Source organism: Methylocystis sp., assembly GCF_051061225.1.
Classification (GTDB): Bacteria; Pseudomonadota; Alphaproteobacteria; order Rhizobiales; family Beijerinckiaceae; genus Methylocystis.
The window spans coordinates 1-3,264 of the sequence record NZ_JBPFEB010000074.1 but is presented as its reverse complement, the minus strand read 5'-3'; the positions used below and the strand labels follow the sequence as shown (position 1 = coordinate 3,264).

The following is a 3,264-nucleotide window of genomic DNA, read 5'->3' as shown; positions in this document are numbered from 1 at the left end:
TGTGGTATTTACGCGGCTTCCCCGTTTTTGCGACAGGAAACGCCAGCGTGACATCTGCCGGGTAGACGTTCTGGCGCCGTGACAGCCCCACCGCCCACAGCAGTCCGCGCGCGCTCAGCGCCTGACGAAAAGGCCCGCTGGGCCATAACCTGAATCTCCAAGGACGCAGCCGAAGCGTACCCCGGAGGCGATGACGCGGTCGATCTCCTCAATCGCAATTTCCGGCTTGCTCAGGGCGACCTGCCTGTTCTCCGGAACGCGCGCCTGCACCATGCGCTGGGGATCGCTTGTCCAGCTTTCGGGCAGGAAGAGCCGCAGCCCCACCATTACCGGAACTTCGCCCGACGCCAGGGTAAGCGAGACCAATGACTGACAGTTGGCCGTCTTTCCGAGGGACGAGGCGTATTGTGGCGCCACGCCGACCGAGTGCGCGCCCTTTTTGGGCAATGCTGTGTCATCGACGATTAGCCACGCATCGGAACCGCCGACCATCTTGTCGGCTTCGGCGAGCAGCGCCCTTTCCAGCGGGTCTGCGTCCCATACGCCGCTGGCGATAAAGTGATGAAGCTGGTCGTAGCCGACGTCGCCGTCCCGCACCGCCATGGGCTGCACGCTCTTGCGATCACCCGCGCCGATCAACCCCGCAACATAGACCGGGCACATCCGCGCCCGCGTCTTGTGCCGAAGCGCGCCGATGAAAGGCGCGAGCCACCGCTCGAGATCCGACTTCCAGCTCTCGTCCATGGTCGGCCCTCCAAAACGCCGACCACCCACGAATCACGCAAAACGATCCGAGGGAATCCCAAAAAAGCAGGACTTCTCAAAAATCTGCCAAAGTAGTGCTAGGGCCCAGACTCATAACCAGTAGCTGACCGTCGCAGCTATGCAGACAGCGGCGAGGAAGTTCACTGCGCTTCGATCGTAGCGCGTTGCCACGCGCCTGAAGTCCTTCAGCCTGTAGAACATGCGCTCGATGGCGTTGCGGTTGCGATAGAGGAACGGCGAGAAGCAGTTCTTCCACTTGCGGTTGGCCTTCGGCGGGATGTTCGGCATGGCTCCGCCCGCCTCAATCTGACGGCGAAGGGCGTTGCTGTCGTAGCCCTTGTCGCCGTGCAGAATATCGCAGGCGAGCATCCTTGCTAGAAGCCCCGCGCCCGCCGTGCAATCTGCGACCTGGCCGCCTGTAAGCATGAAAGCGACGGGTCGGCATTTGGCGTCGGTCAGCGCATGGATTTTTGTCGTGCGACCGCCCCTTGATCTGCCGATCGCCCGGGCGCGCTCCCCCCTTTGCCGCCACTTGCAGAGCGATGCGCCTTGACCGACGAGGAGTCGATGAGCACCTGCGTCGGCGGCCCTCCTGCTGCAGCGAGCGCCTCGAAAAGCTGAACCCAAACGCCTTTGGCCGCCCAGCGGACATAGCGGTTATAGAGGGTCTTCTTTGGTCCGTATTCCGGCGGGGCGTCGATCCAGCGCCCACCCGACTTGAGCACGTGGACAATCCCGCTGATTACCCGCCGGTCATCAACCCTGGCCTTGCCGCGTGTGTCTCTCGGCAGATGCGGCGAGATCCTCGAAAACTGGGCGTCCGTCAGCCAGAAAAGATTGGGAATCATTGGCGCTTCCTTTTGGAAGCTGTGAATCACGAGCCCGCGACTATGCCAACCTTTTTATGGGTCTGGGCCCTAAAGACGAAGAGCGTGCCTTAGGAAGGTGCTCTGCAGTTTGTTGGCTATCTGGTTAGTCAGGCAGTAAGATTGCGATACGCATTCTTCAGATGATGTCTACTTAACAGAGATTGTAATGGCACTACTACGAAATATAGGGCAGTTACAATAAGCGCACATTATCGGACATGGTTGCGACAAGACAAGCCCGGCGTTTTTTTCGCAAATATTGCGCCGGCGCAGGCCTGGCCCTCATCGACCAGATCCTGAGCGGCGGGCCAGATGGCGCCGAACCCGTCTTCGCCGGCTGTTTGCGCCAGCGCCTCGCGCTTCGCGCCGCCGAAGCCCGCGCGGGGCTTTGCCGGCTGCGCGAGGATGCGGCCGCCTCGCGCGACGCCGAGCATCTTTCGGGCGGCGGCGAGATCAGCCCGGCCGGGCGGCTGGATCGTGTCTTCCGCCTGCACGCATCGCTGCCGGCGCGCCTCGACTCGACGCTCTTGCGCGCGGCGGCGCTCCTCGGACTGAATGAAGCGATCGACGCCCGCGCCCTTGCGGAAGTGGTGACCACGGCGCCCGATCCGGTCAGTGCGGCGGCGCAGTCCAGCGCCGCCGCGATGGAACTCTGCACGCCCTCCCCAGGGGCCGAAATCTTTACTTTCGTTGTCGCCGATTTTGCCCTCGAGCCGACTCGGCTGGTCGCGGCCGGTCCCTCTGCTCGCCATCGCCACGGGCGCATCCTTCGTTCAGGCGCGGGGCAGGGGGAGGCGGCCGCGACCGACGGACGCGGAGTGGCCGGCGGCGGTCGCTTTCGCCTATGGCCTTGCCATCGTGGAGGCCCATGCGCTCGCCGTCGAGCTGGCGCGGCGGGCGAACAGGCTTCTCGCAGTCGCGCCAGCCTTGCGGGCAAAGGGCGCGCGCCACGTCGTCGACATGCTTCTCGCCGACGACGCCGTCACCCCCGCGGCTGCCGCGTCCCGCGCCGGCCTCTCGGATCGCGCCGCGCGGCGCCCGCTTCCTCGAAATGTTCGCGCTCGGCAACCTGCGCGATCTTCCGGAACTCAACATGCTCGAAAGCGCGAAAGACCGCGACGCCGAGATAGAAGCCGCGCTGGACTACGCGCTCGACGACGCTCTCGGGCTGCGGGACGACGAAGGCCCCGAAGATGAAGCCTTCGACGAAACGGGGTCGGCGCCTGACGTTACGCCCGCCAATCAGTCAAGCTCGTCGCCTCCCGGCGCGGCCTGACGTCCCGTTGCATCGAGCCGCGCGCGCAGTGGACGATGCACAAGGGGAAACGCCAGTCCGAGCATCAAGCCCCAGAGCAATTCGCCCAGCAGAAACCCCACCGCCGGATAGCCGGTCAGGATGGGTTGTTCGGGCGCCCATTGGAGGAGGGGGATGGGTCCGAGCATCCATAGAACGAAGCCATAGGCCATTCCAAAGAGCCAGCCGCCCCTTGGGTCGTTCGCCGCGCGCTGAAACAGCCAACCATAGAGCACGCCCCCGGGCAGCATCAGTCCGATGTAGGCGAATGCCACGGCGGCGACCGGCCAATTCGCCGCCCGGCTGAGCGCGTCGAGCGATCCGAAGGCGCCCAGG

2 protein-coding genes and 2 pseudogenes are annotated in these 3,264 nt (G+C 64.5%); 1 reads left to right on the top strand and 3 read right to left on the bottom strand.

Annotation, left to right across the window (positions count from 1 at the left end):
• Together ACR652_RS13895 and ACR652_RS13890 are read right to left on the bottom strand one after the other, a co-directional pair.
• Nucleotides 1-781 (bottom strand): annotated as a pseudogene (locus tag ACR652_RS13895) (IS701 family transposase); the annotation flags it as partial.
• 74 nt (nucleotides 782-855) lie between these two features.
• Nucleotides 856-1,613, bottom strand: a protein-coding gene (locus ACR652_RS13890) for an IS5 family transposase (protein ID WP_434507079.1) whose coding sequence is annotated in 2 segments (ribosomal slippage) — nucleotides 856-1,277 and nucleotides 1,277-1,613 — 759 coding nt in all. Because the reading frame shifts where the segments join, the coding sequence is not laid out codon by codon here.
• A gap of 239 nt (nucleotides 1,614-1,852) precedes the next feature.
• On the opposite strand from ACR652_RS13890, the pseudogene ACR652_RS13885 reads away from it, so the two are divergent.
• A pseudogene (locus ACR652_RS13885) lies at nucleotides 1,853-2,831 on the top strand (DUF1403 family protein).
• A 45-nt stretch (nucleotides 2,832-2,876) separates the two neighbouring features.
• On the opposite strand, the gene ACR652_RS13880 reads toward ACR652_RS13885, so the two are convergent.
• The coding region (locus tag ACR652_RS13880) for a hypothetical protein (protein WP_434507078.1) at nucleotides 2,877-3,264 on the bottom strand (388 nt) is incomplete at its 5' end.